This is a genomic window from Stenotrophomonas sp. GD03794, assembly GCF_029842145.1.
In the GTDB taxonomy this organism is placed as follows: domain Bacteria; phylum Pseudomonadota; class Gammaproteobacteria; order Xanthomonadales; family Xanthomonadaceae; genus Stenotrophomonas; species Stenotrophomonas riyadhensis.
Genome location: NZ_JAOCFV010000001.1, coordinates 27,200 through 53,904, shown reverse-complemented (window position 1 = coordinate 53,904; position 26,705 = coordinate 27,200). Strand labels below are relative to the sequence as shown.

At 63.3% G+C, this 26,705-nt stretch carries 34 protein-coding genes; 1 reads left to right on the top strand and 33 read right to left on the bottom strand.

Translation table 11 applies throughout. The features are described from left to right. Positions 1 to 160 precede the first annotated feature (160 nt). A complete protein-coding gene (locus tag N5D91_RS00275; protein WP_180854761.1) occupies positions 161 to 2,287 on the top strand; it encodes a TonB-dependent receptor in 2,127 nt (708 codons plus the stop codon). A gap of 105 nt (positions 2,288 to 2,392) precedes the next feature. On the opposite strand, the gene N5D91_RS00270 is transcribed toward N5D91_RS00275, so the two are convergent. The 33 genes from N5D91_RS00270 to rpoC all read right to left on the bottom strand — a co-directional run bounded on the left by N5D91_RS00270 (position 2,393) and on the right by rpoC (position 26,622). Beyond that, on the bottom strand, positions 2,393 to 2,899 hold the full coding sequence (locus N5D91_RS00270) for a disulfide bond formation protein B (RefSeq protein ID WP_180854762.1): 507 nt from the start codon (positions 2,897 to 2,899) through the stop codon (positions 2,393 to 2,395). A gap of 185 nt (positions 2,900 to 3,084) precedes the next feature. Next, on the bottom strand, positions 3,085 to 3,468 hold the full coding sequence (rplQ, locus tag N5D91_RS00265; protein WP_005408217.1) for a 50S ribosomal protein L17: 384 nt from the start codon (positions 3,466 to 3,468) through the stop codon (positions 3,085 to 3,087). Positions 3,469 to 3,659: 191 nt separating this feature from the next. Further along, positions 3,660 to 4,658 carry a DNA-directed RNA polymerase subunit alpha gene (rpoA, locus tag N5D91_RS00260; RefSeq protein WP_010483975.1) on the bottom strand — a complete coding sequence of 333 codons (999 nt, stop codon included), beginning with the start codon at positions 4,656 to 4,658 and terminating at the stop codon, positions 3,660 to 3,662. Positions 4,659 to 4,713: 55 nt separating this feature from the next. Further along, on the bottom strand, positions 4,714 to 5,343 hold the full coding sequence (gene rpsD / locus N5D91_RS00255; protein ID WP_004145446.1) for a 30S ribosomal protein S4: 630 nt from the start codon (positions 5,341 to 5,343) through the stop codon (positions 4,714 to 4,716). A 15-nt stretch (positions 5,344 to 5,358) separates the two neighbouring features. Continuing rightward, positions 5,359 to 5,748 (bottom strand): 30S ribosomal protein S11, encoded by a 390-nt coding sequence (gene rpsK / locus N5D91_RS00250; RefSeq protein ID WP_004145443.1) that lies wholly within the window; start codon positions 5,746 to 5,748, stop codon positions 5,359 to 5,361. 11 nt (positions 5,749 to 5,759) lie between these two features. Beyond that, a complete protein-coding gene (rpsM, locus tag N5D91_RS00245) occupies positions 5,760 to 6,116 on the bottom strand; it encodes a 30S ribosomal protein S13 (protein ID WP_004154500.1) in 357 nt (118 codons plus the stop codon). A 348-nt stretch (positions 6,117 to 6,464) separates the two neighbouring features. Further along, positions 6,465 to 7,832, bottom strand: coding sequence for a preprotein translocase subunit SecY (secY, locus tag N5D91_RS00240; protein ID WP_004154499.1), 1,368 nt, complete (start codon positions 7,830 to 7,832; stop codon positions 6,465 to 6,467). A gap of 7 nt (positions 7,833 to 7,839) precedes the next feature. Next, complete coding sequence (gene rplO / locus N5D91_RS00235; protein ID WP_110711154.1) at positions 7,840 to 8,283, bottom strand: 50S ribosomal protein L15; 444 nt, start codon at positions 8,281 to 8,283, stop codon at positions 7,840 to 7,842. A gap of 6 nt (positions 8,284 to 8,289) precedes the next feature. Then, positions 8,290 to 8,481 (bottom strand): 50S ribosomal protein L30, encoded by a 192-nt coding sequence (gene rpmD, locus N5D91_RS00230; protein WP_005408214.1) that lies wholly within the window; start codon positions 8,479 to 8,481, stop codon positions 8,290 to 8,292. Then, a complete protein-coding gene (rpsE, locus tag N5D91_RS00225) occupies positions 8,474 to 9,016 on the bottom strand; it encodes a 30S ribosomal protein S5 (RefSeq protein WP_005408213.1) in 543 nt (180 codons plus the stop codon). Before rpsE ends, rpmD begins: the two co-directional genes overlap by 8 nt. 161 nt (positions 9,017 to 9,177) lie before the next feature. Next, positions 9,178 to 9,537: a 50S ribosomal protein L18 gene (gene rplR / locus N5D91_RS00220; RefSeq protein WP_024957318.1), complete on the bottom strand. Its 360-nt coding sequence runs from the start codon at positions 9,535 to 9,537 to the stop codon at positions 9,178 to 9,180. An 80-nt stretch (positions 9,538 to 9,617) separates the two neighbouring features. Further along, entirely contained in the window at positions 9,618 to 10,142 is a 525-nt protein-coding gene (gene rplF, locus N5D91_RS00215; protein WP_010483977.1) for a 50S ribosomal protein L6, read from the bottom strand. Between the two features lie 18 nt (positions 10,143 to 10,160). Next, complete coding sequence (gene rpsH / locus N5D91_RS00210) at positions 10,161 to 10,559, bottom strand: 30S ribosomal protein S8 (RefSeq protein WP_005408210.1); 399 nt, start codon at positions 10,557 to 10,559, stop codon at positions 10,161 to 10,163. A gap of 258 nt (positions 10,560 to 10,817) precedes the next feature. Continuing rightward, entirely contained in the window at positions 10,818 to 11,123 is a 306-nt protein-coding gene (rpsN, locus tag N5D91_RS00205; RefSeq protein ID WP_005408209.1) for a 30S ribosomal protein S14, read from the bottom strand. Positions 11,124 to 11,141: 18 nt separating this feature from the next. Next, positions 11,142 to 11,684, bottom strand: coding sequence for a 50S ribosomal protein L5 (rplE, locus tag N5D91_RS00200; protein WP_004154491.1), 543 nt, complete (start codon positions 11,682 to 11,684; stop codon positions 11,142 to 11,144). 11 nt (positions 11,685 to 11,695) lie between these two features. Next, on the bottom strand, positions 11,696 to 12,013 hold the full coding sequence (rplX, locus tag N5D91_RS00195; protein WP_004154490.1) for a 50S ribosomal protein L24: 318 nt from the start codon (positions 12,011 to 12,013) through the stop codon (positions 11,696 to 11,698). 16 nt (positions 12,014 to 12,029) lie between these two features. Continuing rightward, positions 12,030 to 12,398, bottom strand: coding sequence for a 50S ribosomal protein L14 (rplN, locus tag N5D91_RS00190; protein ID WP_004145357.1), 369 nt, complete (start codon positions 12,396 to 12,398; stop codon positions 12,030 to 12,032). A gap of 11 nt (positions 12,399 to 12,409) precedes the next feature. After that, positions 12,410 to 12,679, bottom strand: coding sequence for a 30S ribosomal protein S17 (rpsQ, locus tag N5D91_RS00185; protein ID WP_004154489.1), 270 nt, complete (start codon positions 12,677 to 12,679; stop codon positions 12,410 to 12,412). A gap of 11 nt (positions 12,680 to 12,690) precedes the next feature. After that, complete coding sequence (rpmC, locus tag N5D91_RS00180) at positions 12,691 to 12,876, bottom strand: 50S ribosomal protein L29 (protein WP_004154487.1); 186 nt, start codon at positions 12,874 to 12,876, stop codon at positions 12,691 to 12,693. After that, the gene (rplP, locus tag N5D91_RS00175; protein WP_110711150.1) at positions 12,876 to 13,289 is read right to left on the bottom strand and encodes a 50S ribosomal protein L16; all 414 of its coding nucleotides are present in this window, start codon (positions 13,287 to 13,289) and stop codon (positions 12,876 to 12,878) included. The genes rpmC and rplP overlap by 1 nt, the downstream gene beginning before the upstream one ends. Positions 13,290 to 13,294: 5 nt before the next feature. Next, entirely contained in the window at positions 13,295 to 14,029 is a 735-nt protein-coding gene (rpsC, locus tag N5D91_RS00170) for a 30S ribosomal protein S3 (protein ID WP_004145350.1), read from the bottom strand. 18 nt (positions 14,030 to 14,047) lie between these two features. Then, on the bottom strand, positions 14,048 to 14,383 hold the full coding sequence (gene rplV / locus N5D91_RS00165) for a 50S ribosomal protein L22 (RefSeq protein WP_004145348.1): 336 nt from the start codon (positions 14,381 to 14,383) through the stop codon (positions 14,048 to 14,050). Between the two features lie 12 nt (positions 14,384 to 14,395). Further along, positions 14,396 to 14,665: a 30S ribosomal protein S19 gene (gene rpsS, locus N5D91_RS00160; protein WP_004154485.1), complete on the bottom strand. Its 270-nt coding sequence runs from the start codon at positions 14,663 to 14,665 to the stop codon at positions 14,396 to 14,398. A 6-nt stretch (positions 14,666 to 14,671) separates the two neighbouring features. Continuing rightward, positions 14,672 to 15,499: a 50S ribosomal protein L2 gene (gene rplB / locus N5D91_RS00155; RefSeq protein ID WP_004145339.1), complete on the bottom strand. Its 828-nt coding sequence runs from the start codon at positions 15,497 to 15,499 to the stop codon at positions 14,672 to 14,674. A 10-nt stretch (positions 15,500 to 15,509) separates the two neighbouring features. Beyond that, a complete protein-coding gene (gene rplW / locus N5D91_RS00150) occupies positions 15,510 to 15,809 on the bottom strand; it encodes a 50S ribosomal protein L23 (protein WP_004145338.1) in 300 nt (99 codons plus the stop codon). Then, on the bottom strand, positions 15,806 to 16,411 hold the full coding sequence (gene rplD, locus N5D91_RS00145; protein WP_004145337.1) for a 50S ribosomal protein L4: 606 nt from the start codon (positions 16,409 to 16,411) through the stop codon (positions 15,806 to 15,808). Before rplD ends, rplW begins: the two co-directional genes overlap by 4 nt. Before the next feature lie 12 nt (positions 16,412 to 16,423). Then, positions 16,424 to 17,074: a 50S ribosomal protein L3 gene (gene rplC / locus N5D91_RS00140; protein ID WP_004145336.1), complete on the bottom strand. Its 651-nt coding sequence runs from the start codon at positions 17,072 to 17,074 to the stop codon at positions 16,424 to 16,426. Positions 17,075 to 17,085: 11 nt separating this feature from the next. After that, positions 17,086 to 17,397, bottom strand: coding sequence for a 30S ribosomal protein S10 (gene rpsJ / locus N5D91_RS00135; protein WP_005408208.1), 312 nt, complete (start codon positions 17,395 to 17,397; stop codon positions 17,086 to 17,088). A 332-nt stretch (positions 17,398 to 17,729) separates the two neighbouring features. Next, positions 17,730 to 18,920 carry an elongation factor Tu gene (tuf, locus tag N5D91_RS00130; RefSeq protein WP_004154360.1) on the bottom strand — a complete coding sequence of 397 codons (1,191 nt, stop codon included), beginning with the start codon at positions 18,918 to 18,920 and terminating at the stop codon, positions 17,730 to 17,732. Positions 18,921 to 18,972: 52 nt separating this feature from the next. After that, positions 18,973 to 21,114 (bottom strand): elongation factor G, encoded by a 2,142-nt coding sequence (gene fusA, locus N5D91_RS00125; RefSeq protein ID WP_088024548.1) that lies wholly within the window; start codon positions 21,112 to 21,114, stop codon positions 18,973 to 18,975. A 141-nt stretch (positions 21,115 to 21,255) separates the two neighbouring features. Then, positions 21,256 to 21,729: a 30S ribosomal protein S7 gene (gene rpsG / locus N5D91_RS00120; protein WP_004145321.1), complete on the bottom strand. Its 474-nt coding sequence runs from the start codon at positions 21,727 to 21,729 to the stop codon at positions 21,256 to 21,258. 12 nt (positions 21,730 to 21,741) lie between these two features. Continuing rightward, a complete protein-coding gene (gene rpsL, locus N5D91_RS00115; RefSeq protein ID WP_004145320.1) occupies positions 21,742 to 22,116 on the bottom strand; it encodes a 30S ribosomal protein S12 in 375 nt (124 codons plus the stop codon). A 282-nt stretch (positions 22,117 to 22,398) separates the two neighbouring features. Then, positions 22,399 to 26,622, bottom strand: coding sequence for a DNA-directed RNA polymerase subunit beta' (rpoC, locus tag N5D91_RS00110; protein ID WP_049446767.1), 4,224 nt, complete (start codon positions 26,620 to 26,622; stop codon positions 22,399 to 22,401). Positions 26,623 to 26,705 lie beyond the last annotated feature (83 nt).

Genomic DNA, 26,705 nt, shown 5'->3' with positions numbered 1-26,705 from the left:
GACCTGCTCGGCCAGGCCGCCTGAACGGCAGGGAAAGGCCGATGCGAGCAGCCAGATCCAGCATGGTCAGCCGCTCAAGGCAGGCGCATGATCTGTTACGGAGTAACACTTCCACGTCATGGACCGGCCCCTTCCACGCCCTGCCATCACTCTTCCCATCATGAAGCCCTCGCCCCTCGCTACCGGCATCACCTTCGCCCTGGCCCTGGCCAGCCTGCCCGCCTTCGCGGCCGCCGCCGATGGCGCCGGGCCTGCGGTCAAGGACCTGGACACGGTCACCGTCAGCGCCCAGCTCGACCAGGCCCGCAACGCGTTGTCGCCGGACATCGGCAGCAGCCAGTACCAGATCACCGCCGAGGACATCCAGAAGCAGCCGCTGGGCGCCTCCGCGCCGCTCAGCCAGGTGCTGCTGCAGGCACCCGGCGTGGTCCAGGATTCCTATGGCGGCGTGCACGTGCGCGGCGACCACGCCAACCTGCAGTACCGGATCAACGGCGTGTTGCTGCCCGAGTCGATTTCCGGCTTCGGCCAGACCCTGGATGCGCGCACCATCAAGAGCATCCGCCTGATGGACGGCGCGTTGCCAGCGCAGTTCGGCGAGCGCACCGCGGCGGTGGTCGACATCACCACCCGCAATGGCGCCGAGCTGGGCAACGGTGGCAGCGCCGGACTGACCACCGGCTCGTTCGGCAAGGTGAACCCGAATGCCTCCTGGTGGGGCAACCAGGGACGCTGGAGCTGGTTCCTGACCGGCAACTACGACCAGAACGAAGTCGGCCTGGAGAATCCGACCAACTCGCGCAAGCCGCTGCACGACGATACCCACCAGGGCAAGGCCTTCGCCGACCTGACCTACCTGGTCAACGAGAACACCCGCCTGAGTGTGTTCGCCGGTTTCGCCAACAACCGTTTCCAGATTCCGGTCAATCCGGGGCAGACGCCGCAGTTCGGTTACCTGGACACCACCACCTTCGATTCCAGCCAGCTGGATGAGACCCAGCGCGAGACCACCCGCTTCGGCATGCTGGTACTGCAGGGCACGCTGGGCAGCACCGCCTACCAACTGTCCGCCGGGCAGCGCTACAGCGATGCAGCGTTCAACCCGGACGTCGTCGGCGATCTGGTGTTCAGTGGCGTCGCCTCGCAGGTGCAGCGCAGCAACCGTGCCAACACCCTGCAGGCCGACTTCTCCACACCACTGGGCAACGACCACACGCTGCGCTACGGCTTGTACGGCAATTACGAGAACGCGCAGGCCAGCAACAGCAGCTGGGTGTTTCCGGTCGATGATGCCGGCCAGCAGTCCAGCACCACGCCGCTGCTGATTCCGGATCGCAGCGCCTTCCACGCCAGTACGCTGGCGCTGTACGTGCAGGACGAATGGAAGATCGGCGACGACTGGACCGTGAACTACGGCCTGCGCGGCGATCGCTACAAGGCCTTCGGCCACACCGAGGGTCAGCTCAGCCCGCGGTTGGGGGTGGTCTGGAATGCCAGCGACAGCACCACCGTGCATGCCGGCTATTCGCGTTACTTCACGCCACCGGCCAGTGAGCTGATCGCCAGCAGCGATATCGCCCTGTATGACGGCACCACCAACCAGCAACCCAGTGGCGGCAACAACACGCCACTGGCGGAGCGCAGCGACTACTACGACATCGGCGTCTCGCAGCAGCTGGGTGAACACCTGACCCTGGGCCTGGACGCTTACGACCGCCGCGTCGCGCGCCTGCAGGACGAAGGCCAGTTCGGCGCCGCCTACATCTACTCGACCTTCAACTACCGCCGCGGCCATATCCGCGGCCTGGAGTTCAGTGCCGACTACAGCAACGGTCCGTTCAGCGCCTACTTCAACGCGGCCTACAACAAGGCGATCGGCACCCAGGTCATCACCAGCGAGTACAACCTCGATCCGGATGCGCTGGCCTATGTGGCCGACCATTGGATCCACCTCGACCACGACCAGAAGCTCACTTCCTCTGGAGGCCTCAGCTACGCGTTCGCCGGGCACAACCGGATCGGGGCCAACTACGTGTTCGGCAGCGGCCTGCGTTCGGACATCGAGGGCGTGCCCAACGGCGGCGAGCTGCCGTCCTACCTGCAGGTGAACCTCAGCGCCGGGCACGACTTCAACGTCGACAGCGGCCATCCGCTGCACGTGCAGCTGGCGGTGATCAACGCTTTGGACCGCAGCTACCAGCTGCGCGATGGCGGTGGAGTCGGCGTGTTCGCCCCGCAATGGGGACCGCGCCGCGGCGCCTACCTGAGCCTGCAGCAGGACTTCTGAGGAGACAGGGGTCGGATCCCTTTCCGCAGGAAAGGGCTCTGACCCCGCACCGGGAATGGGGTCAGAGCCCTTTGCGATGCAAAGGGATCCGACCCCGTTTCGCTTTCAGCGCTTGATCTTGCGCAGCGACACCACCAGCGCCCACAGCGCCAGCAGCACGAACCACACGGCCGACCACATCGGCATGGTCAGGCCGAGGAAGGTCCAGTCGATGTTGCCGCAGTTGCCAGTGCCGGTCAGCACCGTGCGGAACACTTCCAGCGGCCCCATGGTCTCGCTCAGGAAGGCCAGCGGCGGGCCACAGGTGGACCCCATTTCCGGCGGCAGCATCTGCACGTAGACGTGGCGCGCGGCGATGCCGACACCCACGGCCGCGGCAATGAACGCCAGCACGCCATAGGTCGCGCGTCCCGGGCGGTTGGACGGACCATGCAGTGCACCGATCAGGAACAGCAGGCCAAGCGCGGCGAACGCCAGGCGTTGGAAGATGCACAGCGGACACGGCTCCAGGCCCATCTTCAGCTGCAGGAAGATCGCGTAGCCAAGCAGGCCCGCGCAGATCAGGAAGCCCAGGAAGAACTGGGCGCGGAAGGGCCAGCGCAGTGGATTCATCGTCAACGCTCGAATGGATCAGGCGCCAAGCGTAACCGAGAGTGCGCGCCATTCGAACCGCCACAGGTGACGCCTGTCGGAACGGTGTGGGTCAGAGCCCTCTCCTGCGGAAAGGGATCCGACCCCGGAAACGCAAAAGCCCGGCAGAGGCCGGGCTTTCGCTGTGTCGCATTGGAGCGGTCCGATTACTCGGCCACTTCCTCGGCCACGACCGGACGGTCAACCAGCTCGACGTAGGCCATCGGCGCGTTGTCGCCAGCGCGGAAGCCGCACTTCAGCAGACGCAGGTAGCCGCCCGGACGGTTCGCGTAGCGCGGGCCCAGGATGGTGAACAGGTTGCCCACGGCTTCGTTGTCGCGCAGGCGGGCGAAGGCCAGACGGCGGTTGGCGACGGAGTCGACCTTGGCCAGGGTGATCAGCGGCTCGGCAACGCGGCGCAGTTCCTTGGCCTTCGGCAGGGTGGTCTTGATCAGCTCGTGCTTGAACAGCGAGGCGGCCATGTTCTTGAACATTGCTTCGCGGTGGGCGCTGGTACGGCTGAACTTACGGCCAGACTTCTGGTGACGCATGGTGATATTCCTTGGTTAATGATGAGGCTGTGCGGATCGTTGTCGCCATCCTGGCGTTGCTGCGCGGACTGCGGTTGGTCCTGGCCGCCCGTCCTGGACGACCTGCCACGCGAACCTGGGGTTCGTCATGGCATGTTGTGTTGCGTTGAAGGCCCCACCGCGAACGGTGGAGCCTTCAGGCATTACCGATATCAGCCCAGCATGCCGTGGCTGGCGACACCGGCCGGCGGCCAGTTCTCCAGCTTCATGCCGAGCGACAGGCCGCGCTGAGCCAGCACTTCCTTGATCTCGGTGAGCGACTTCTTGCCCAGGTTCGGGGTCTTCAGCAGCTCCACTTCGGTCTTCTGGATCAGATCGCCGATGTAGTAGATGCTTTCAGCCTTCAGGCAGTTGGCCGAACGCACGGTCAGCTCCAGATCGTCGATCGGGCGCAGCAGCACCGGATCCACGCCGTTGTTGGCCGGCTTGGCCGCACCGCGGTCGCGGTGCGTGAAGTCACCGAACACCGACAGCTGGTCGCTGAGGATGTCGGCGGCGGTGCGCACGGCTTCCTCGGCATCGATGGTGCCGTTGGTCTCGATATCGATGACCAGCTTGTCCAGGTCGGTACGCTGTTCGACGCGGGCCGCTTCCACGGCATAGGCGACGCGGCGGACCGGCGAGAACGAGGCATCCAGGACCAGACGGCCGATGGCACGGGTTTCTTCGTCCGGACGACGACGCGCGGCAGCCGGCTGGTAGCCGAAACCACGTTCGATCTTCAGACGCATGTTGATCGCCGTATCCTTGGTCAGGTGGCAGATCACGTGTTCGCCGTTCAGGATCTCCACATTGTGGTCGACCTTGATGTCGGCAGCGGTGACAACGCCCGGGCCCTGCTTGGACAGGGACAGGGTGGCGCTGTCGCCGGAGTGCATACGGATGGCCACGTCCTTCAGGTTCAGCAGGACTTCGAGCACGTCCTCCTGCAGACCTTCGACCGTGGTGTACTCATGCAACACGCCGTCGATTTCGACTTCCGTGATGGCGAAGCCCGGGATGGACGACAGCAGCACGCGACGCAGGGCATTACCCAGCGTATGCCCGTAACCCCGCTCCAAAGGTTCGATAACGACCTTTGCACGGGTGTCGGTAAGGCGTTCGATCTGCGGACCGCGAGGACGCAGAACCTGGTTGGCGGTAACCGTCATGTTGCGGGTTCTCCTAGTGAACCCCCGGCCGTCGCCGGGGGCTCTCCAATGTGAATTACTTCGAATACAGCTCGACGATCAGCGCTTCGTTGATGTCCGCAGGCAGATCCGAACGATCCGGAACAGCCTTGAAGATGCCGGTGAACTTGCCGGAATCCACTTCAACCCACGACGGGCTCAGGTCATGCTGGGCGGCGACGGTCAGGGCTTCCTGGACGCGCAGCTGCTTGGCAGCCTTTTCAGACAGGGCGATGGCGTCGCCAGCCTTGACCTGGTACGAAGCCAGGTTGACCGACTTGCCATTCACGGTGACGCCGCGGTGCGACACCAGCTGACGGGCAGCCGGACGGGTCACGGCGAAGCCCATGCGGTAGACGACGTTGTCCAGGCGGGTTTCCAGCAGCTGCAGCAGGTTCTCGCCGGTGTTGCCCTTCTTGGTCGAGGCCTTCTTGTAGTAGTTGCGGAACTGACGCTCCAGCAGGCCGTAGATACGCTTGACCTTCTGCTTTTCACGCAGCTGGGTGGCGTAGTCGGACAGCTTGCCCTTACGGGCAGTGGCGCCGTGCTGGCCGGGCTTCTGCTCCAGCTTGCACTTGGAGTCCAGCGCACGCGCCGGGCTCTTCAGGGACAGGTCGGCGCCTTCGCGACGGGCGAGCTTACAGGTAGGACCGATATAACGAGCCATTTCTTATCGCTCCCTTTAGACGCGACGCTTCTTCGGCGGACGGCACCCGTTGTGCGGGATAGGCGTCACGTCGATGATGTTGGTGATCTTGTAGCCGACGTTGTTCAACGAACGCACGGCCGACTCACGGCCCGGACCCGGGCCCTTGATGCGGACTTCCAGCGACTTCACGCCGTAGTCCAGCGCAGCACGACCGGCCTTTTCAGCAGCCACCTGGGCAGCGAACGGGGTCGACTTGCGCGAACCGCGGAAGCCAGCGCCACCGGAGGTCGCCCACGACAGAGCGTTGCCCTGGCGGTCGGTGATGGTGACGATGGTGTTGTTGAACGAAGCGTGGACGTGGGCAACGCCGTCGGTGACGACGCGCTTGATCTTCTTCTTGGTCTTAGCAGCGGGCTTAGCCATTTCTCAGTCCCTTACTTCTTGATCGCCTTGCGCGGACCCTTGCGGGTGCGGGCGTTGGTACGGGTGCGCTGGCCACGCAGCGGGAGGCCACGACGGTGACGCAGGCCGCGGTAGCAGCCCAGGTCCATCAGGCGCTTGATCGCGATGCCGATCTCACGGCGCAGATCGCCTTCCACGATGTACTTGCCGACTTCGGCGCGCAGGCGCTCGATTTCCGGCTCCGACAGATCGCGGATCTTGGTGGTCGAAGCAACGCCTGCGACTTCGCAGACCTTCTTCGAACGGGTACGGCCGATGCCGTAAATGCTTTGCAACCCGACCCAGACATGCTTCTGGGCTGGCAGGTTGACGCCTGCAATACGCGCCATGACGCGGTTCTCCAGCTGAGTGATGGCCGACAGCGCGCCTCGGGCACGCCAATCCGGCAGGATGGATCAAAAAAGTGAACTAGCGATACTAACAAGGTTCCGGTTTACATGGAAGCCCGTGAAACCATTGGTTTCATGAACCCGGCCTGGGGAGTGTGCCCAGGCTCCGGCGCCGGATGGGGTTGGACCTGGGGTTTCCCCCCGGGGCCGCCCGCGCTACTCCAGCGCGGGACCACCTCATCACACCCCCACCCGGAACCGCTGCGGGGGCCGCCCTTCGTTTGTGTGGCCGGAGTCCGCGAAGCGGAGGGACCATCACGTCAGGAAGACGAAAGTATAACAGGCCAATCAGCCGCGGGCAAAACCGCCGCGGTTGCCGCCCTTCAGGTTGGCCTTCTTCAGCAGGCTCTCGTACTGGTGGGACATCAGGTGCGCCTGCACCTGGGCGATGAAGTCCATCACCACCACCACCACGATCAGCAGCGAAGTACCGCCGAAGTAGAACGAGGCGTTCAGCTGCGTGCGCATCAGTTCCGGCAGCAGGCAGACGATCACCAGGTAGGCCGAGCCGGCCGCGGTCAGACGGGTCAGCACGCCGTCGATGTAGTCGGCGGTGGCCTTGCCCGGACGGATGCCCGGAATCAGCGCGCCCGACTTCTTCAGGTTGTCGGCGGTTTCCTGCGAGTTGAACACCAGCGCGGTATAGAAGAACGCGAAACCGGTGATCAGCGCAGCGAACACGATCATGTGCAGCGGCTCGCCCGGGCCCAGGGCATTGGCGACCTTCTGCAGGATCTGGCCAAAGCTGCTCTGGTTGGCGGCCTGGCCGGACCACATGGCCAGGGTGGCCGGGAAGGCCAGCAGGCTCGAGGCGAAGATCGCCGGGATGACGCCGGCCATGTTGAGCTTCAGCGGCAGGAACGAAGTCTGGTTCATGTACGCGTTGCGACCGCCCTGGCGGCGCGCGTAGTTGACCGTGATCCGGCGCTGGCCACGCTCGACGAACACCACGAAGAAGGTGAAGGCGAGCACGACGATGGCGATCAGCAGCAGCTGGATGAACTGGATGTTGCCGTCGCGGTATGCGTCGAAGGTGTGGATGACCGCACCCGGCAGGCCGGCGACGATACCGGCGAAGATGATCAGCGACACGCCGTTGCCGATGCCGCGCTCGGTGACCTGCTCACCGACCCACATCAGGAACATGGTGCCGGCGGTCAGCGCAACCACGGCGGTGAGCACGAAGCCCATGCCCGGTGCGTACACGACCGGAGCGCCCGACGGCGAGACCTGGCCCTGCAGGGCCAGTGCGATCGAACCGCCCTGCACCACTGCCAGCAGCACGGCGCCGATGCGCGAATACTGGGTGATCTTGCGGCGGCCGGACTCACCTTCCTTCTGCATCGCCTTCAGGGCGGGGAAGATGTGCACGGCCAGCTGCATCACGATCGATGCCGAGATGTACGGCATCACGTTCAGCGCGAAGATGCTGAAACGGTGCAGGGCGCCGCCCGAGAACATGTTGAACATGTCCACGATGCCGCCGCCCTGCTGTTGCATCATGGCAAGCATGGCATCGGGATTGACGCCCGGCACCGGCACGTAGCAGCCAATGCGATAGACGATCAAAGCCCCGACGACGAACAGCAAACGTTGGCGAAGTTCAGTGAACTTGCCCATTCCGCCCGCGAGGTTACCGATGCCAGCTTGCGCCATGATTTTCTTACTCCGTCACGCTGCCGCCGGCAGCTTCGATCGCGGCCTTGGCACCCGCCGTGGCAGCAACACCCTTCAGGGTGAACGCCTTGGTCACTTCGCCCTTGACGACGACCTTGGCCTTCTTTGCAGTGCTCGGGACCAGCTTGGCAGCACGCAGGGCGGCGAAGTCGATCTCACCGGCCGGCAGCTTGTCCAGCGCGTACAGCAGCACTTCAGCGGTGTCCTTGGCGATCGGCGAACGGAAGCCGATCTTCGGCAGACGACGCTGCATGGGGGTCTGGCCGCCTTCGAAGCCAGCCTTGATCTTGCCGCCACCCTTACGGGCGAACGAACCCTTGTGGCCGCGGCCGGCAGTCTTGCCCAGGCCCGAGCCGATACCGCGACCGACGCGGGTACGCTCGGTGCGGGCGCCCGGTGCCGGGCTCAGTTCATTGAGACGCAGAGTCATGGTCGATTACTCCTCAACCTGGACGAGGTACTGAACCTTGTTGATCAGGCCGCGCACCTGCGGGCTGTCCTTCAGTTCACGCACATCGTTGAGCTTGTTCAGGCCCAGGGCACGCACCGACAGGCGGTGACGCGACTGGGTGCCACGCAGGCCACGCACCAGGCGGACCTTGACAGTCTTGTTGGACTCATTAGCCATGGTTGAGTTCCTCCACCTTCTTGCCGCGCTTGGCCGCGATGCGGGCCGGCGACTGCGCAGCAGACAGGCCCTTCACGGTGGCACGCACCAGGTTGATCGGGTTGCGCGAACCGGTGGCCTTGGCCAGCACGTTCTTCACGCCAACCGCTTCCAGCACGGCGCGCATGGCACCGCCGGCGATGACGCCGGTACCTTCCGAAGCCGGCTGCATGAACACGCGGGCTGCGCCGTGACCATCCTTGATGGTGTGCCACAGGGTGCCGTTGTTCAGGTCAACGCTGACCAGGTTCTTGCGGGCCTGTTCCATCGACTTCTGGATGGCGACCGGCACTTCGCGGGCCTTGCCATAACCGAAACCGACCTTGCCTTCGCCGTCGCCGACAACGGTCAGGGCGGTGAAGGTGAACTGGCGGCCACCCTTGACGGTCTTGCTGACGCGGTTGACCGCGACCAGCTTTTCGATCATGCCGTCGTCGATCTTCTCTTCGCGGTTGCGGTCGCGATCGCGACCCCGCTGCTGACGCTCTTCTGCCATGTTGATTCCTTGGTTGTTTGGGTATGTACGGCTCGGGGCCGCTTATGGTTGTGGAGTGACGCGTCGTTCCGGTGGGCCACTGCAGAAGAGTGGCGCCGTCCAGCCTCACTCAGGCTGGCGAGCAGGCGGGCAGGAGACCACAGGTCCCCTGCCCTTATCCCTTAGAACTGCAGGCCGGCTTCGCGGGCGGCTTCTGCCAGGGCCTTGATGCGGCCGTGGTAGCGGTAGCCCGAACGATCGAAGGCAACCTTCTCGACGCCGGCGGCCTTGGCGCGCTCAGCGACGATACGGCCGACCTTGGCGGCGGCGTCGGCGTTCTTGCCGTTCTTCAGGCCTTCCATGACGTCGGTCTGGGTGGTGTTGGCAGCAGCCAGCACCTTGGAACCGTCGGCGGTGAAGACCTGGGCGTACAGGTGCTGGCCGGTGCGCAGCACCGACAGGCGGGCGACGCCGAGCTCACGGATGTGGGCGCGGGTCGACTTGGCGCGACGCAGGCGGGCGATGTTCTTGTTCATTTTGATTATTCCTTGAAAGCTGAAGGTTGGGCTTTTCCCTGAGGAGTCCGCACACGGATGTGCGGGCTCTTGCGAGGGACTCGCACTTACGCCTTCTTGGCTTCCTTACGGATGATGACTTCGTCGGAGTACTTCACGCCCTTGCCCTTGTACGGCTCCGGCTTGCGGAACGCACGGATCTTGGCGGCAACTTCACCGACGACCTGCTTGTCAGCGCCCTGGACCAGGATCTCGGTCTGGGTCGGGGTGGTGATGGTGATGCCTTCCGGCGCCACGAACACGACCGGGTGCGAGAAGCCCAGCGACAGGCTCAGGTCCTTGCCCTGCATGGCAGCGCGGTAACCCACGCCGACCAGCTCCAGCTTGCGCTCGAAGCCTTCGGACACGCCCTTGACCATGTTGGCCAGGATCGCACGCACGGTACCGGTCAGTGCGACCAGCTCGGCGTTCTCGGTGCTCAGGGTGGCAACGCCGTTGTCGACGTTGATGGCAATACCGGCCGGCTTGGCCAGCGACAGGGAGCCCTTCGGGCCCTTGGCGGTGACGCTGTCCGACTGGACGTTCAGTTCAACCTTACCCAGGTCGATCGGCTTCTTGGCTACGCGGGACATAGTTCTACTCCTTTCGCCTTAGGCCACGAAGCACAGGACTTCGCCGCCGACGCCCAGCTGGCGCGCCTGCGCATCAGTCATGATGCCCTTGGAGGTGGAAATGATGGAGATACCCAGGCCGTTCATGACCTTCGGCAGCTCGCTCTTGCCGCGGTACTGGCGCAGGCCCGAACGCGAGAAGCGCTTCAGGGTCGCGATGACCGGCTTGCCTTCGAAATACTTCAGCACGATTTCCAGCTCGGACTTGTTGTTTTCCAGCTGGGTCACGCGCAGGTCGGTGATGTAACCCTCGTCCTTCAGGACCTGGGCGATCGCAACCTTGATCTTGGACGACGGGGCTTTCACCGTCTGCTTGCCAACCGCGGCCGCATTCTTGATGCGGACCAGCAGGTCGGCGATGGGATCAGTCATGCTCATATGAGTACCTTTGAGTGCACCGATATCCGCTTTCGCGAAAATCTGTTGTCTCCTGGAAACGGGCCAGGTCCCTTGATGCAGCGGGCCGGAAGCCCACTCCTGCAACCCTGTTTGCACAGGGCAAGACGCGGGAGTATACGCCAAAAGAGCCCGGCTTGCGCCGGGCTCTTCGGTTTTTTTGCGTCGGGAAGGCTGAACGCCTCCCCTGCCCGGTTCAGGAACCCCCGAAGGGGCTCCTGATCGCAGGGCCGGCTGGGATTACCAGCTGGCCTTGCGCAGACCCGGGACGTCGCCACGCATGGTGGCTTCGCGCAGCTTGTTACGGCCCAGGCCGAACTTGCTGTAGACGCCACGCGGACGACCCGACAGCTCGCAACGGTTGCGCTGGCGGCTCGGCGACGAATCGCGCGGCAGCTTGGCCAGCTTGGTTGCGGCGTCGATCTTCTCTTCGTAGGTCGCGTCCACGGAGGACACGATCTTCTTCAGAGCCGCACGCTTTTCAGCGTACTTCTTTGCCAGCTTTTCCCGCTTGATGTCGCGGTTGACCATGGAGGTCTTTGCCATTTCGGTTTCCTCGACAGATCAGTTACGGAACGGGAACTTGAACGCTGCCAGCAGCGCCTTCGCTTCCGCGTCGGTCTTCGCAGTGGTGGTGATGGCGATATCCATACCGCGGATCGCGTCGACGGCGTCGAAGTCGATTTCCGGGAAGATGATCTGCTCCTTCACACCCATGTTGAAGTTGCCGCGGCCGTCGAAGGAACGACCGGAAACACCACGGAAGTCGCGCACGCGCGGCAGCGAGATGTTGATCAGGCGATCCAGGAACTCGTACATCTTGTGGCGACGCAGCGTGGTCTTGCAGCCGATCGGCCAACCATCGCGGATCTTGAACGACGCAACCGACACACGCGACTTGGTGACAACCGGCTTCTGGCCGGAAATCTTGGTCATGTCGCCGACGGCGTTTTCCAGGATCTTCTTGTTGGTGGCCGCTTCGCCGACACCCATGTTCAGGGTGACCTTGACCAGCTTCGGCACTTCCATCGGATTGGTGTAGCCGAACTGCTTCATCAGCGCCGGCACCACTTCGTCCTTGTAGAACTTTTCGAGACGGGAACTCATCTTCTCATTCCTCAGGCGTCGAGCGCCTCACCGCTGGAGCGGAACACACGCAGTTTGCGTCCATCCTCCAGCACCTTGAAGCCAACGCGTTCGCCCTTGCCCGAAGCCGGGTTCAGAACATTCACGTTGGAGATATGGATCGAAGCTTCGCGCTCGACCACGCCGCCGGCAACACCTGCCTGCGGGTTCGGCTTGGTGTGGCGCTTGACGATGTTCACGTTGGCGACGACCACACGGTCGCCGTCGACGCGGACGACTTCGCCCTGCTTGCCCTTGTCCTTGCCAGCGTTGACGACAACCTGGTCGCCCTTCTTGATACGGTTAGCCATGATTATCTCCTGTCGCTCACAGCACTTCGGGAGCGAGCGAGACGATCTTCATGAACTTCTCCGAACGAAGTTCACGGGTCACCGGCCCGAAGATACGGGTACCGATCGGCTCCTGCTTGCTGTTCAGCAGAACGGCAGCGTTGCCGTCGAAGCGGATCAGCGAGCCATCGGCGCGACGCACACCCTTGCGGGTACGCACCACGACGGCGTCATACACCTCACCCTTCTTGACCTTGCCGCGCGGAATCGCATCCTTCACGGTGACCTTGATGATGTCGCCGATGCCGGCGTAACGGCGCTTGGAACCACCCAGCACCTTGAAGCACATCACCTGCTTGGCACCCGAATTGTCCGCGACGTCAAGGTAGCTCTGCATCTGGATCATGATTCAGCTCCTTATTCAGCCGCGCGCGTGATGACTTCCACCACGCGCCAGTTCTTGGTCTTGGACATCGGAGCAATCTCGGTCACGCGGACGACATCGCCTTCCTTGCAGGCGTTGTCGGCATCGTGGGCGTGCAGCTTCGTCGAGCGCTTGATGTACTTGCCGTACAGCGCGTGCTTGACCTGACGCTCAACCAGGACGGTAACCGTCTTGTCCATCTTGTTGCTGACGACACGGCCTTCGACCGTGCGCAGCGTCTTCTTTTCAGTATTGTCGCTCATAGCGGCCATCCTTACTTCGTGCTGCCGAGCAGGGTCTTGACGCGAGCAATCTCGCGACGGACCCGGCGAATGTCGTGGGTCTTCGGCAGCTGGCCGGTGACCTGCTGCATACGGACAGAGAACTGTTCCTTACGCAGGTCGATCAGGTGGGCCTTGAGTTCGTCAGCCGACTTTTCACGGAGAGTTTTGATATCCATCAGCGCACCGTACGGGTCACGAAAGTGGTGGTGACCGAGAGCTTGGCGGCGGCCAGGCGGAACGCCTCGCGAGCCACTTCCTCGGAAACACCCTCGATTTCATAGATCATGCGGCCGGGCTGGATCTGGGCCACCCAGTATTCCACGTTGCCCTTACCAGAACCCATTCGGACTTCGATGGGCTTCTTGGTGATGGGCTTGTCGGGGAACACGCGGATCCACATCTTGCCGCCGCGCTTGACGTAGCGGCTGATCGAGCGGCGGGCCGCTTCGATCTGGCGCGCGGTCAGCTGACCGTGTGCGGTTGCCTTCAGGCCGAATTCGCCGAAGCTGACAGCGTTGGCGCTCCAGCTCAGGCCATCGTTACGGCCCTTGTGTACCTTGCGGTACTTGGTTCGCTTGGGTTGCAACATTGTCGTTACCTCGCTTCACGGGCCGGGCGCTGACGGTCACCACGGTCGCCGCGATCGTGACGATCGTTGCGCGACGGGGTGTCGTCCTGCTTTTCCTGGCCAACCTGGGAGAAATCGAAGACCTCGCCCTTGTAGATCCAGACCTTGATGCCGATGATGCCGTAGGTCGTCTTGGCTTCAGCGAAGCCATAGTCGATGTCGGCACGCAGGGTGTGCAGCGGCACGCGGCCTTCGCGGTACCACTCCGAACGGGCGATTTCTGCACCGTTGAGGCGGCCACCCACGTTGACCTTGATGCCCAGGGCACCCAGACGCATCGCGTTGCCGACCGAGCGCTTCATTGCACGGCGGAACATGATGCGACGCTCCAGCTGCTGGGCGATCGACTCGGCAACGAGCTGCGCGTCCAGTTCCGGCTTGCGCACTTCGGTGACGTTGATGTGCGCCGGGACGCCCATCATCTCGCTCACTTCCTTGCGCAGCTTCTCGATGTCCTCACCGCGCTTGCCGATCACCACGCCCGGACGGGCGGTGTGGATCGTCACGCGAGCGGTCTTGGCCGGACGCTCGATCAGGATCTTGCTGATGCCGGCCTGAGCCAGCTTCTTGCGCAGCATTTCGCGCACTTTCAGGTCGGCTGCCAGGTAACCAGCGAACTCGGCCTTGTTGGCGTACCACTTGGAGTTCCAGTCCTTGGAAATGCCGAGGCGGATACCAATCGGATGAACTTTATGACCCATGGTCTTTTCCTTATCCGCTTACTTGGCGGCGCCCACAACCACAGTGATGTGGCTGGTGCGCTTGAGGATGCGGGTACCGCGGCCTTTCGCCCGCGCCATGAAACGCTTCAGGGTCGGACCTTCATCAACCATGATGGTCTGAACCTTCAGCTCGTCGACGTCGGCGCCCTGGTTGTTTTCGGCGTTGGCAATTGCCGACTCCACCACCTTCTTGATCAGGTGGGCAGCCTTCTTGTCCGAGAACTTCAGCAGGTTGACCGCACGCTCGGCCGGCAGACCGCGCACCTGGTCAGCGACCAGACGAGCCTTCTGCGGGGAGATGCGCGCAGTGCGCAGGATGGCTTTCGCTTCCATTGTCATCTCTCCTTACTTGCCCGACTTCTTGTCACCACCGTGACCCTTGAAGGTCCGGGTGATGGCAAATTCGCCGAGCTTGTGGCCGACCATGTTCTCGTTGACGAGAACCGGGATGTGGTTCTTGCCGTTATGCACGGCAATGGTGACGCCTACCATGTCAGGCAGGATCATCGAACGGCGCGACCAGGTCTTGATCGGCTTCTTGCTGCCCGCAGCGGCCTCCACCTTCTTGACGAGGTGGTGATCGACGAACGGGCCCTTCTTGAGTGAACGTGCCATGGTCGATTAGCCCCTACGATCGCGGACGATGAACTGCTGAGTGCGCTTGTTATGGCGCGTCTTGTAACCCTTGGTCGGGACACCCCACGGGGTGACCGGATGCGGGTTACCCTGGCCGGCCTTGGCCTCACCACCACCGTGCGGGTGGTCAACCGGGTTCATGGCAGCACCACGAACGGTCGGGCGGACGCCGCGCCAACGCTTGGCACCGGCCTTGCCCAGCTTTTCCAGGCTGTGCTCGTCGTTGCCAACTTCGCCGATGGTGGCGCAGCACTCGACCGGAACCTTACGCATTTCACCCGAGCGCAGGCGCAGGGTGGCGTAGATGCCTTCGCGAGCCACCAGCTGCACGGCCGCACCAGCGGCGCGAGCGATCTGAGCGCCCTTGCCCGGCTTCAGTTCGATGCAGTGGATGGTGGTGCCGACCGGGATGTTGCGCAGCGGCAGGGTGTTGCCGGCCTTGATCGGGGCATCCGAACCAGCGATCACCTGATCACCAGCCTTCAGGCCCTTCGGGGCGATGATGTAGCGACGCTCACCGTCGACGTAGCACAGCAGAGCGATGTGCGCGGTGCGGTTCGGATCGTATTCGATGCGTTCCACGCGCGCCGGGATGCCCAGCTTGTTGCGCTTGAAGTCGATGATGCGGTAGTGCTGCTTGGCACCACCACCGACGTGACGCACGGTGATGCGGCCATGGTGGTTACGACCACCCGAGCGGCTCTGCGACTCGACCAGCGCAGCGTGCGGAGCACCCTTGTGCAGGTCGGGAGTGACCACGCGCACGGCCGAACGGCGGCCGGGGGAAGTGGGCTTGAATTTCATCAATGGCATGGGATGTACCTCAGGCCTTGGCCGTTACATCGATCGACTGGCCATCGGCCAGGCGAACGTACGCCTTGCGCCAATCGCCGCGGCGGCCAGCACGGTTACGGAAGGACTTGTTCTTGCCCTTGACGTTGACCACGTTGACGGCTTCGACCTTGACGTCGAACAGCTGCTCAACCGCGGCCTTTACATCGGCCTTGGTGGCTTCGTTCGAAACTTCGAAGACATACTGGTTGGAGAGTTCCTGCAGGCGCGCGGTCTTTTCGGAGACACGCGGGGCACGCAGCACGCTGAAGATTTTTTCGTTGCTGTTCATGCCAGCCACTCCTCGACCTTCTTGACCGCGTCAGCGGTGATGACGACCGTGTCGGCACCCACCAGCGAGACCGGATCCAGACCCTGGACGTCACGCACCTGCACGTACGGCAGATTGCGGGCGGACAGGTACAGGTGCTCGGACGCTTCTTCGGTGACGATCAGCGGGCGCTTGCCCACTTCCAGGCCGGCCAGCTTGGCGATCAGACCCTTCGTGTTGGTCACTTCGACGTCGAAGGACTCCACGATGGTCAGACGGCCCTGACGGTTCAGCTCGGACAGGATCGCGCACATGGCGGCACGGTACTGCTTACGATTGACCTTCTGCTCGAAGCTGCGCGGCTTGGCCGCGAAGGTGACACCGCCGCCGACGAAGATCGGAGCCGTCAGTGCGCCATGACGCGCGCCGCCGCCCTTCTGCTTCTTCGACTTCTTGGTGGTACCAGCCACTTCGGAGCGAGTCTTCTGTGCCTTGGTGCCGGCGCGACCGGCGTTGCGGTAGGCAACGACGACCTGGTGGACCAGATCTTCGCTGAAATCGCGACCGAACACGGCGTCGGAGACCGAGACCTTGTTGTTGCTACCCGTGATAACGAGTTCCATCGTCATCTCTCCTTATGCCTTGCTCGCCGGACGGACGATCACGTCGCCACCCGCCGCGCCCGGAACGGCGCCGCGAACGGCGATCAGACCGCGCTCGACGTCGACCTTGACCACTTCCAGGTTCTGGGTGCTCTGCTGCACCGCGCCCATGTGGCCCGACATCTTCTTGCCCGGGAAAACGCGACCCGGGGTCTGGCGCTGACCCAGCGAACCCGGCGCGCGATGCGACAGCGAGTTACCGTGGGTTGCATCGCCCATACGGAAGTTGTGGCGCTTGATGGTGCCCTGGAAGCCCTTACCCTTGGTGACACCCTGGACGTCGACGATCTGGCCGACTTCGAAGATGTCCGCCTTGACTTCGCCGCCAACGGCGAAATCGCCGAGCTGCGCGTCTTCAACGCGGAATTCCCACAGGCCACGACCCGCTTCCACCTTCGCCTTGGCGAAGTGGCCGGCTTCCGGCTTGTTGACCAGGGCAGCGCGACGCGCGCCGACGGTCACCTGCACGGCGCTGTAGCCGTCGGTTTCGACGGTCTTGATCTGCGCGATGCGGTTCGGGGTTGCTTCGATCAGGGTCACCGGGATGGAGCGGCCATCTTCAGTGAACACGCGGCTCATGCCGGCCTTGCGGCCCACGAAGCCCAACGAATACTTCTTCGTCATGGTCGTAGTCCTCAGGTCAGCTTGATCTGAACGTCGACGCCGGCAGCCAGTTCGAGCTTCATCAGCGCGTCCACGGTCTTGTCATTCGGGTCAACGATATCGAGCACGCGCTTGTGCGTGCGGGTCTCGTACTGGTCACGCGCGTCCTTGTCGACGTGCGGGGAAACGAGAACGGTGTAACGCTCGATCTTGGTCGGCAGCGGGATCGGGCCACGCACTTGCGCGCCGGTCCGCTTTGCCGTTTCAACGATCTCGCTGGCCGAACGGTCGATCAGACGATGATCGAACGCTTTCAGCCGGATCCGGATCTTTTGGTCCGCCATGGCGGTAGGTTCCTTCGTTAAAAGAGCGACAGACAAAGCCTCTGGGTTGCTTTGTCCCATGAAATTCCTGAATACGGACGACCCACAGTCCTGCAGGCCGCCAAGGTCACTCCATAGACCTCAAAAACGTAGGCAGACCAGTTACCCGGCCTGCCCAGACGTAGAAGCATAATGGCACGCAAGGCAGCTGTCAACAGTCGCCTGTTGACGCCGCCTGAATGGCATTGACCCTTCCTGGTCCGGGGAACACAAGGCACATCCTGTGCCTGCTTTCCCATTTGATACGCCCCGATGCCCTACCCAGGCAACATCGGGGCGCAGATACTACCAGATTACTCGATGATCTTCGAGACCACGCCGGCGCCGACGGTACGACCGCCTTCGCGGATGGCGAAGCGCAGGCCTTCGTCCATTGCCACCGGGTTGATCAGGGTGACGACCATCTTGACGTTGTCACCCGGCATCACCATTTCGACGCCTTCCGGCAGAGCAGCTGCGCCGGTGATGTCGGTGGTACGGAAGTAGAACTGCGGACGGTAGCCGTTGAAGAACGGGGTGTGGCGGCCACCTTCGTCCTTCGACAGAACGTACACTTCGCCTTCGAACTTGGTGTGCGGCTTGATCGAACCCGGCTTGGCCAGGACCTGGCCACGCTCGACGTCGTCGCGCTTGGTGCCGCGCAGCAGCAGGCCAGCGTTGTCGCCTGCCTGACCCTGGTCCAGCAGCTTGCGGAACATTTCAACGCCGGTCACGGTGGTCTTCTGCACCGGACGGATGCCGACGATTTCGATTTCGTCGCCAACCTTGATCACGCCGCGCTCGATACGACCGGTCACCACGGTGCCGCGGCCCGAGATCGAGAACACGTCTTCCACCGGCATCAGGAACGGCTTGTCGATCGCGCGCTCCGGCTCCGGAATCCAGCTGTCCAGGGCGTCGACCAGCTTCAGGATGGCCGGCACGCCGATGTCGCTCTGGTCGCCTTCCAGCGCCAGACGGGCCGAACCGGCGATGATCGGGGTGTCGTCGCCCGGGAAGTCGTACTTGCTCAGCAGCTCGCGCACTTCCATCTCGACCAGCTCGAGCAGCTCGGCGTCGTCAACCATGTCGGCCTTGTTCAGGAACACGACGATGTACGGCACGCCGACCTGACGCGACAGCAGGATGTGCTCGCGGGTCTGCGGCATCGGGCCGTCAGCGGCCGAGCACACCAGGATCGCGCCGTCCATCTGGGCGGCACCGGTGATCATGTTCTTGACGTAGTCAGCATGGCCCGGGCAGTCGACGTGGGCGTAGTGACGGACCGGGGATTCGTATTCGACGTGCGCGGTCGAGATCGTGATACCACGCGCCTTTTCTTCCGGCGCGGCGTCGATCGAGGAGTAATCCTTGAACTCGCCACCGAAGCGCTCGGCACCGATCTTGGTCAGTGCCGCGGTCAGCGTGGTCTTGCCGTGATCGACGTGACCGATGGTGCCGACGTTGACGTGCGGCTTGGTGCGCTCGAACTTACCCTTTGCCATTGTTCTATACCTTGATTGTTCGTAAGTGGTTTCAAGAGAGGCTGAGCGAGGCTCAGCCCTTCTTCATGACGGCTTCGGCGATGTTGGTCGGAGCCGGCTCGTAGTGATCGAATTCCATGGTGAAGGTGGCGCGGCCCTGGGTCTGCGAACGCAGCGCAGTGGCGTAGCCGAACATTTCACCCAGCGGGATCATCGCGTTGATGATCGAAGCGGAGCCGTCACCGGTGGTGTCGGAACCCTGCAGCACGCCGCGACGACGGCTGACGTCGCCCATCACGTCACCCTGGTAATCCTCCGGGGTCACGATCTCGACCTTCATGATCGGCTCCAGCAGCACCGGCTTGGCCTTGGCGAAGCCCTGCTTGAAGGCCATCGACGAAGCCAGCTTGAACGCCATTTCCGAGGAGTCGACGTCGTGGTACGAACCGAACACCAGCTTCACCTTGACGTCCACGACCGGGAAGCCAGCCAGCGGACCGCTGGTGATGGTTTCGCGCAGACCCTTTTCAACCGACGGAATGAATTCCTTCGGGATCACGCCGCCGGTGATGTCGTTGATGAACAGGAAGTCGTCCTTGATGGCCGGAGCCAGCTTCGGATCGGCACGGTCGGCAGCGGTGATCGGCGACAGTTCAATCACGACGTGACCGTACTGACCCTTACCACCGGACTGCTTGGCGTGCTTGTAGTCCGACTTGACGTCGGCCAGGGTGATGGTTTCGCGGTAGGCCACCTGCGGCGCGCCGACGTTGGCTTCAACGTTGAACTCGCGCTTCAGGCGGTCGACGATGATGTCCAGGTGCAGCTCGCCCATGCCCGAGATGATGGTCTGGCCGGATTCTTCGTCGGTCTTGACGCGGAACGACGGATCTTCCTGCGCCAGACGGCCCAGGGCCAGACCCATCTTTTCCTGGTCCGACTTGGTCTTCGGCTCGACGGCCATCGAGATCACCGGCTCCGGGAACGTCATGCGCTCCAGGATGATCGGGGCGTCCACAGCGCACAGGGTGTCACCGGTGGTGGTGTCCTTCAGGCCCACGGCAGCGGCGATGTCACCGGCCAGAACTTCCTTGATTTCCTCGCGGTTGTTCGAGTGCATCTGCAGGATGCGGCCGATGCGCTCCTTCTTGCCCTTCACCGAGTTCAGCACGGTGTCGCCGCCGTTCAGGGTGCCCGAGTAGACACGGAAGAAGGTCAGCGCGCCGACGAACGGGTCGGTGATGATCTTGAAGGCCAGCGACGAGAACGGAGCCTTGTCGTCCGACTTGCGGGTCATTTCGACGGTGTCGTCATCAACGTCCACGCCCTTCACGTCCGGCACGTCGACCGGCGACGGCAGCAGCTGGATCACGCCGTCCAGCATGGCCTGCACGCCCTTGTTCTTGAAGGCCGAGCCGCAGTACATCGGCACGATCTCGGTGGCCAGGGTGCGGGTACGCAGCGCGTTGATGATTTCAGCCTCGGCCAGCTCTTCGCCGCCCAGGTACTTTTCCATCAGCTCTTCGCTGGCTTCGGCAGCGGTCTCGACCATGAACTGGCGAGCCTCTTCAGCCGGGCCCTGCAGGTCGGCCGGGATGTCACCGTATTCGAACTTCATGCCCTGCGAAGCCTCATCCCAATGGATGGCCTTCATCTTCAGCAGATCGACAACGCCCTTGAAGTTGTCTTCAGCGCCGATCGGCAGCTGCATCGGCACGGCAACCGCGCCCAGCTTGGCCTTCAGCTGGCCGACGACCTTCTGGAAGTTGGCACCGGTGCGGTCCATCTTGTTGACGAACGCGATGCGCGGCACGTGGTACTTGTTGGCCTGGCGCCACACGGTTTCCGACTGCGGCTGCACGCCACCGACGGCGCACAGGACGAAGACGGCACCGTCGAGCACGCGCAGCGAGCGCTCCACTTCGATGGTGAAGTCGACGTGCCCGGGGGTGTCGATGATGTTGAAGCGGTGCTCCGGCAGGGACTTGTCCATGCCCTTCCAGAACGCGGTGGTGGCAGCGGACTGGATCGTGATGCCACGCTCCTGCTCCTGCTCCATCCAGTCCATGGTGGCGGCGCCGTCATGCACTTCACCGATCTTGTGGCTCTTGCCGGTGTAGAACAGGATGCGCTCGGACGTGGTGGTCTTGCCGGCATCGATGTGAGCCATGATGCCGAAGTTACGGTAACGCTCGATGGGAGTGGAACGGGCCACGGGAGCCTCTCAGATTTCTTGGATTTCGGATGGCCGAACGCCGCCTTTCGGCGGCCTTCGGATTGGCGCAGTCCTTCTGGGACCGCGAGGCAGCACGCACCGAAGTGGTGCTGCCCTGCCTGTTTTACAAGGCCGTCAAACTCACCAGCGGTAGTGGGCGAATGCCTTGTTGGCTTCGGCCATGCGGTGGGTTTCTTCGCGCTTCTTGATGGCGCCGCCACGGTTTTCCGAGGCGTCGATCAGTTCAGCAGCCAGCTTCTTCGGCATGGTGTTCTCACCACGCTTGCGCGCGGAGTCGATCAGCCAGCGCATGGCCAGGGCCATCTTGCGCGACGAACGCACTTCGACCGGCACCTGGTAGGTGGCACCACCGACGCGGCGCGACTTGACTTCGACCGCCGGAGCGACGTTGTCCAGAGCCTTCTGCACCAGTTCAATGGCGTTGGCGCTGCTGTTCTTCTCGGTGATCACGTCCATGGCGCCGTACACGATCTTTTCGGCGACGGACTTCTTGCCGCTCTGCATGACCATGTTGATGAAGCGGGCGATGGTTTCGCTTCCGTGCTTCGGATCGGGCAGGACGGAACGCTGCGGAGTATTACCCTTACGCGACATAGTGCTCTCTCCTTATGCCTTCGGACGCTTGGCGCCGTACTTGGAACGGGCCTGGCGACGCTTGGCAACGCCGGCGGCGTCGAGCGAGCCACGAACGGTGTGGTAACGCACACCCGGCAGGTCCTTGACGCGACCGCCGCGGATCAGGACCACGGAGTGCTCCTGCAGGTTGTGGCCTTCACCACCGATGTAGGAAATCACTTCTTCCTGGTTGGTCAGGCGGACCTTGGCAACCTTGCGCAGAGCCGAGTTCGGCTTCTTCGGAGTGGTGGTGTAGACACGGGTGCAGACGCCACGGCGCTGCGGGCACTTGTCGAGCGCCGGCGAGGCACTCTTGTAGGTGGTCGCTTGCCGCGGCTTGCGGACCAGCTGGTTGATCGTCGCCATCAGTAGGTTCTTCTGATTGGTGGCCGGAAATCCGGCCAGAGATGCGGAAATGTTAAAGCAGGCCAAAATTCTGGCCTGCTGAGACAGACGATTGTAGCAACCTGCCAGGAAAGCAGTCAAACGCCTCCTGTCAAGCCCGTTCCTGATCCCGGAACGTTACTGGGGGGCCTCCATGTACCCCGTTCAGATTGACAGGGTCGATCGCGGACGATCTCCCTGCCCTTTCCCACTCCCATCGATGGACCGACGGGGTGGTCCGGCCTTGCGGCCGGACCGGATACCTCATTCTTCGCCCGACGCCTGTTCAGCTTCGGCTTCAACCACCGGCGCCTCGACCGCAGCCGGGGTACCGGCCAGGGTCTGCATTTCCGACTCGGTGAGACCGGAAGCGCCGCGACGGCGGTTGCTGTGGTACGCCAGACCGGTACCGGCCGGAATCAGGCGACCCACGATGACGTTTTCCTTCAGGCCACGCAGGTTGTCCGAGGTGCCGCGGACGGCCGCTTCGGTCAGCACGCGGGTGGTTTCCTGGAACGAAGCGGCCGAGATGAACGATTCGGTCGCCAGCGACGCCTTGGTGATACCCAGCAGGACCGGATCGAAGTGCGCCGGCAGCTCGTTGCGGGTCGACAGGCGCGCATTTTCCTCGATAACGCGCTGACGCTCCACCTGTTCGCCGTTCAGGAACTTGCTGCTGCCCTGATCGGTGATCTCGACCTTGCGCAGCATCTGGCGGGTGATCACCTCGATGTGCTTGTCGTTGATCTTCACGCCCTGCAGGCGGTACACGTCCTGGATTTCCTTCACCAGATAGGCCGCCAGCGGCTCGACACCCAGCAGGCGCAGGATGTCCTGCGGGCTCGGCTCGCCGTCCACGATGGTTTCACCCTTGGTGACATGCTCGCCTTCGAACACGATGACCTGGCGGTACTTCGGGATCAGCTCTTCGTGCTCCGAACCATCGGTGTCCTTGATGATCAGGCGCTGCTTGCCCTTGGTGTCCTTGCCGAAGCTGATGATGCCCGAACGCTCGGCCAGCACCGCCGGATCCTTCGGCTTGCGCGCTTCGAACAGGTCGGCCACGCGCGGCAGACCACCAGTGATGTCGCGGGTCTTCGACGCTTCCTGCGGGATCTTGGCAACGACGTCACCCACGCCCACCGGGGCGCCATCCTGCAGGTTGACGATCGAACGCGGCGGCAGCAGGTACTGCGCCGGCAGGTCGGTGCCCGGGATCGACAGGTCGTTGCCCTTGGCATCAACGATGCGCACGATCGGGCGCAGGTCCTTGGCCTGGGTACCACGACGCTTCGGATCGGTGATTTCGCGCGAAGCGAGGCCCGTCAGCTCGTCGGTCTTCTCGATGACGGTGATGCCGTCGACGAAGTCGATGAAGCGGATGAAGCCGGCCACTTCCGACACGATCGGGTGGTTGTGCGGATCCCAGTTGGCCACGGTCTGGCCAGCCTTGATCGCATCACCGTCCTTGGACGTGATGGTCGCACCGTACGGCAGCTTGTAACGCTCACGCTCACGGCCGTGGGCATCGAGCACCGAGATTTCGCCCGAGCGCGACACTGCCACCAGCGAGCCATTGGCGTGCTCGACCGACTTGAGGTTGCTGAACTTGACCGAGCCGGTGGTCTTGACGGTGATGTTGTCGACCGCAGCAGCTCGCGACGCCGCACCACCGATGTGGAACGTACGCATGGTCAGCTGGGTACCCGGCTCACCGATGGACTGGGCGGCGATGACGCCGACCGCTTCACCGATGTTGACCAGGTGGCCACGGGCCAGGTCGCGGCCGTAGCAGCGCGAGCAGACGCCGAAGGCCGATTCGCAGGAGATGGTCGAGCGGACCTTGATGGTCTGCACGCCGGCATCTTCCAGCTTGGCAACCCAGGCTTCGTCCAGCAGGGTGTTGCGGGTGACGATCGGATCTTCGTCGTTGCCCGGCAGGAACACGTCCTCGGCAACCACGCGACCCAGCACGCGGTCCTTCAGCGGCTCGACCACGTCGCCGCCTTCCACGATCGGGGTCATGATCAGGCCTTCGGTGGTACCGCAATCTACCTCGGTGATCACCACGTCCTGTGCCACGTCGACCAGACGACGGGTCAGGTAACCCGAGTTCGCGGTCTTCAGCGCGGTATCGGCCAGACCCTTACGGGCACCGTGGGTGGAGTTGAAGTACTCCTGCACGTTCAGGCCTTCGCGGAAGTTCGCCTTGATGGGCGTCTCGATGATCGAGCCGTCCGGGCGGGCCATCAGGCCACGCATGCCGGCCAGCTGACGGATCTGCGCCTGCGAACCACGCGCACCGGAGTCGGCCATGATGTACAGCGAGTTCATCGACTTCTGGTCGATGGTCTCGCCCTTGGCATTGACCACCTTCTCGGTACCGATGGTGTCCATCATCGCCTTGGCGATGCGCTCGTTGGTACGCGACCAGATGTCGACCACCTTGTTGTAGCGCTCGCCGGCGGTGACCAGGCCCGACTGGTACTGCTCCTGGATTTCCAGCACTTCGGCTTCGGCCTCGGTGAGGATGCCCTTCTTCTCGTCCGGGATCAGCATGTCGTCGATGCCGATCGAGACGCCGGCGCGGGTCGCGTAGGCGAAGCCGGTGTACATCAGCTTGTCGGCGAACACGACCGTGTCCTTCAGACCCAGCTGGCGGTAGCTGGAGTTGATCAGGCGGCTGATGTTCTTCTTGGTCAGCTCGGTGTTGGCCAGCGCGAACGGCAGGCCTTCCGGCAGGATTTCAGCCAGCAGGGCGCGACCGATCGTGGTGTCCACGATCGAGGTCTTGTTCTGCTTGACGCCGTCTTCGTCGGTCACCACCTCGGTGATGCGGACCTTGACGCGCGCGTGCAGTTCCACCACGCGGTTGTCGTAGGCACGCTTCACTTCTGCGATGTTGGCGAAGGCCATGCCCTCGCCCTTCTTGTTTTCCAGCGAGCGGGTCATGTAGTACAGACCCAGCACGACGTCCTGCGACGGCACGATGATCGGCTCGCCGTTGGCCGGCGACAGGATGTTGTTGGTCGACATCATCAGCGCACGCGCTTCCAGCTGGGCTTCCAGCGAGAGCGGCACGTGGACGGCCATCTGGTCACCGTCGAAGTCGGCGTTGAACGCGGTGCAGACCAGCGGGTGCAGCTGGATGGCCTTGCCTTCGATCAGCACCGGCTCGAACGCCTGGATGCCCAGACGGTGCAGGGTCGGCGCACGGTTCAGCATCACCGGATGCTCGCGGATGACCTCTTCCAGGATGTCCCAGACTTCGGCTTCTTCGCGCTCAACCAGCTTCTTGGCGGCCTTGATGGTGGTGGCCAGGCCACGACGCTGCAGCTTGGCGAAGACGAACGGCTTGAACAGCTCGAGCGCCATCTTCTTCGGCAGGCCGCACTGGTGCAGGCGCAGGTACGGACCGACCACGATGACCGAACGGCCCGAGTAGTCGACGCGCTTGCCGAGCAGGTTCTGGCGGAAGCGACCCTGCTTGCCCTTGATCATGTCGGCCAGCGACTTCAGCGGGCGCTTGTTGGTGCCGGTGATGGCACGGCCACGACGGCCGTTGTCCAGCAGCGCATCGACCGATTCCTGCAGCATGCGCTTTTCATTGCGCACGATGATGTCCGGCGCGCTCAGTTCGAGCAGGCGGCGCAGGCGGTTGTTACGGTTGATGACGCGGCGGTACAGGTCGTTCAGGTCGGAGGTCGCGAAGCGGCCGCCATCCAGCGGAACCAGCGGACGCAGGTCCGGCGGCAGCACCGGCAGCACGGTCATGACCATCCACTCCGGACGGTTGCCCGATTCCAGGAAGGCTTCGATCAGCTTGATGCGCTTGGTGAGGCGCTTGAGCTTGGTTTCCGAACCGGTAGCAGCGATTTCCTCGCGCAGGCGGGTCATTTCCGACTGCAGGTCGATGGTGCGCAGCAGTTCGTACACGGCCTCGGCGCCCATCGCGGCGTCGAAGTCGTCACCGTGCTCCTGGCGGGCCTGCAGGTACTGTTCTTCGGTCAGCAGCTGGCGGCGTTCCAGGGCGGTCAGGCCCGGCTCGGTCACCACGTAGGCTTCGAAGTACAGCACGCGCTCGATGTCGCGCAGGGTCATGTCCAGCATCAGGCCGATGCGCGACGGCAGCGACTTCAGGAACCAGATGTGCGCGACCGGCGAGGCCAGGTCGATGTGGCCCATGCGCTCACGACGCACCTTGGCCAGGGTCACTTCGGTGCCGCACTTTTCGCAGACCACGCCGCGGTGCTTCATGCGCTTGTACTTGCCGCACAGGCACTCGTAGTCCTTCACCGGGCCGAAGATGGCGGCGCAGAACAGGCCGTCGCGTTCCGGCTTGAAGGTACGGTAATTGATGGTTTCCGGCTTCTTCACTTCGCCGAAGGACCACGAACGGATCAGGTCCGGCGAGGCCAGCGCGATCTTGATCGCGTCGAAGTCCAGCGTCTGGCGCTGCTGGTTGAAGAGGTTGAGCAGGTCTTTCATGGTGTTCTCCAGAAGGAGGAATGCTGTGTCGATGGGCTTTCAGTTGACTGCCAGCGGCGCGGCGGCGGAGACCGCCGCGCCGG